Raw genomic sequence first — 2,559 nt, forward strand, 5'->3', positions numbered from 1 at the left:
ACTGGGCGCGGACGGACTCCGGCGGATCGCCGGGAGGTTGGTGCGGATCGGCGGGATCGTCGGCGTCTGCCTGGGCGGCAGCCGGGCCCGCGGCACGCACACCCCCGACTCCGACTACGACCTCGGCCTCTACTACCGCCCCGGCGCGCTCGACACCGGCGCCCTGCGCGAGCTGGCCGCCGACCTGTGCGGCCGCCCGGTGGAGGTCGCCGAACCCGGCGGCTGGGGCCCCTGGGTGGACGGCGGCGCCTGGCTGGACATCGGCCCCGCCCGGGTCGACTGGCTGTACCGGGACGTACAGCGGGTGCGCCACTACGCCGCCGAGGCCCGCCACGGCCGGTACGAGAGCGGCCAGCAGCCCGGCCACCCGTACGGCGTGCCCTCCTACGCCTACCTCGGCGAACTCGCGCTCGCCCGGGTGTTGGCCGACCCGACCGGGGAGCTGTCCGCACTGCGGGGCGAAGTCGAGTGCTTCCCGGTCGAGTTGGCCGCCAGACTGGAGGCGGACGCCGCCTGGGAGGCGCCCTTCGCGCTGGTCAACGCCCGCAAGGGGGCCAAGCGGGGGGACGCCGGCTACGTCGCCGGGTGCCTGTTCCGGGCCGTCGGCCTGCTGGTGCACGCGCTGCACGCGCGGGCCGGGCAGTGGGTGGTCAACGAGAAGGGCGCGATCGCCTCGGCCGGCCGACTGCCCTGCGCGCCACCGGAGTTCGAGCGGCGCGCGCAGGAACTCTTCCGGTTCGCCGGCACCGACCCGGCGGCTCTGGCCGCCGCGCTGGACGCGGCGGACGCCCTGACCGCCGAGGTGCTGGCCGGGGCGGCGCGCGGCTGATGGGCATCGAGATCGAGCTGTACCCGCAGCGCTCGAACCGCCGGTCCCGGCCGCTGCGCGGCTCGTACGGGCACGGGGAGGCGCTGGCCCCGGTGCTGGCCCGACTGGGGCCCGGGGAAGGCCGGTTGGGGCGGATCGACCCGTACCGGGACACCGCGCTGAACGAGCAGGACGCCGGCGCGGCGCTCGCCGAACTGCCCCGGCTGGAGGAGCTGGCCGACGCGCCCTCGCAGCTGGACGCCGTGCGGGACTTGGGTCGGATGCTCGCCGACTGCGCGGCCACGCCCGGCAGTTGGCTGCTGTTCGTCGGCGACTGAGCCGCGAGCTCACGACCGTGAAGGAGGGAGCGGCCATGCCGGCTGCCGAACTGACCACGCCCAGGCTGCTGTTGCGCGAGTGGCGGGACGACGACCTGGAGCGCTGGGCGGAGCTCAACGCCGACCCGCAGGTGCGCCGGTACTTCGGGACGCTGCTCGACCCGGCGCAGGCCGCCGCCTCGCTGGAGCTGTTCCGGGCCGAGCTGGCGGAACGCGGCTGGGGCTGGTGGGCGGTCGAACTCCGCGCCGAGCGCAGGTTCCTGGGCTTCGCCGGGCTGGACCCGGTGGACGAGGAGCTGCCCTTCGACGGCGTCGAGGCCGGCTGGCGGCTGCACCGCGACTCCTGGGGCCACGGCTACGCCACCGAGGCGGGCCGGGCCGTACTCCGCTACGGCTTCCGGGAGTTGGGGCTGCCGGAGATCCTGGCCGTGATCGCGCGGGAGAACGCGCCCTCGCGGGCCGTGGCGCGCCGGCTGGGCATGGTGCGCGACCCGGCGGCGGACTTCCTCGACCCGGGCGTGCCCGCCGGGCCGGGGCGGCGCGCGGTGCTGTACCGGATCAGCCCTCCTCCGCCAGGAGTTGGCGGTGGGCCCGGCGCAGCAGGGCGGTGAACCGGTCCGGGTCGGCCAGGCTCAGCAGGTGGCCGCCCGGGGTGTGGAAGAGCCGGGCGGGCGTGCCCGCGGCGCGGGTGGCGGCCAGGAAGCGCCGCTCGTCGGCCCGGAACGGCAGGTCGGCGCGGCCGTTCAGGTAGAGCGTCGGGGCGGTCAGCCCGGCCGCCATGGCGAGGAAGTCGTGGCGGCGCAGCTCGGCGACGCCCTGGCTGAGGGCGGGCAGGTGGAATCCCCCCGCGAGGACCGCCTCGGCGGACTCCGGCGGGAGCATCCGGCGCATCGCCCCGGCCTGGAGGCGGGCCGAACGCTCCGGCCCCAGCCGGTCGCCCAGCCGCCCGGCGGCGGCGTACGCGGCGACCAGCGGGCCGGTGGTGCGGGCGGTGCAGCCGTGCAGCAGGACGGCGGCGACGTCCCCCGGGTGGCGGACGGCGTGGGCCAGCGAGGTGTACCCGCCCAGGGACAGGCCGACCAGCAGCGGGCGCCGCCCGGTGGCCTCCCGGGCCTCCCGGACGGCCCGGCCGACGGCGTCGGCGGCCGCGTCCAGGGTGAACGGCCGTGCGGCCAGGGCGCCGTGGCAGGGCAGGTCCGGCGTGCTGACCCGGAAGTCCGGCGCGAGGCGGCGGGCGTGCGGGCGCCACATCGTGGCGGACAGCCGGATGCCGTGCACCAGGACCAGCGGGGGAGCGGTGTCCGGGCCGAACACGGTCAGCCCGGGGGCGGTCCGGCGTCCGGTCACGGGGGGCTCCGATCGGTCGGGAGGGAGGGGTGGGGCAGGGCGGGGCGGTTCCCGGACCATTGTGGT

The 2,559-nt window shown here is 77.5% G+C and carries 4 protein-coding genes; 3 read left to right on the plus strand and 1 reads right to left on the minus strand.

Translation table 11 applies throughout. The annotated features are described in order from the left end of the window. The first annotated feature begins 25 nt into the window (after positions 1-25). From ACFUEL_RS38330 to ACFUEL_RS38340, 3 genes are read left to right on the plus strand one after another with little or no spacing between them, the layout of a single operon-like run. Positions 26-829, plus strand: a complete 804-nt coding sequence (locus ACFUEL_RS38330; protein WP_380242644.1) for a nucleotidyltransferase domain-containing protein — start codon at positions 26-28, stop codon at positions 827-829. After that, the gene (locus tag ACFUEL_RS38335) at positions 829-1,146 is read left to right on the plus strand and encodes a hypothetical protein (protein ID WP_380242638.1); all 318 of its coding nucleotides are present in this window, start codon (positions 829-831) and stop codon (positions 1,144-1,146) included. The genes ACFUEL_RS38330 and ACFUEL_RS38335 overlap by 1 nt, the downstream gene beginning before the upstream one ends. 35 nt (positions 1,147-1,181) lie before the next feature. After that, complete coding sequence (locus ACFUEL_RS38340) at positions 1,182-1,757, plus strand: GNAT family N-acetyltransferase (protein WP_380242640.1); 576 nt, start codon at positions 1,182-1,184, stop codon at positions 1,755-1,757. Here the strand turns inward: ACFUEL_RS38340 and ACFUEL_RS38345 are convergent. Continuing rightward, on the minus strand, positions 1,705-2,493 hold the full coding sequence (locus ACFUEL_RS38345; protein ID WP_380242642.1) for an alpha/beta fold hydrolase: 789 nt from the start codon (positions 2,491-2,493) through the stop codon (positions 1,705-1,707). The two genes, ACFUEL_RS38340 and ACFUEL_RS38345, sit on opposite strands and share 53 nt — an antisense overlap. Positions 2,494-2,559 lie beyond the last annotated feature (66 nt).

The organism is Kitasatospora sp. NPDC057198 (assembly GCF_042670125.1).
Taxonomy (GTDB): domain Bacteria; phylum Actinomycetota; class Actinomycetes; order Streptomycetales; family Streptomycetaceae; genus Kitasatospora.

Bases quoted from the DNA above. Each gene is read 5' to 3' on its own strand.
- ACFUEL_RS38335 (WP_380242638.1), top strand. From the start codon at position 829: ATGGGCATCGAGATCGAGCTGTACCCGCAGCGCTCGAACCGCCGGTCC.
- ACFUEL_RS38340 (WP_380242640.1), top strand. From the start codon at position 1,182: ATGCCGGCTGCCGAACTGACCACGCCCAGGCTGCTGTTGCGCGAGTGG.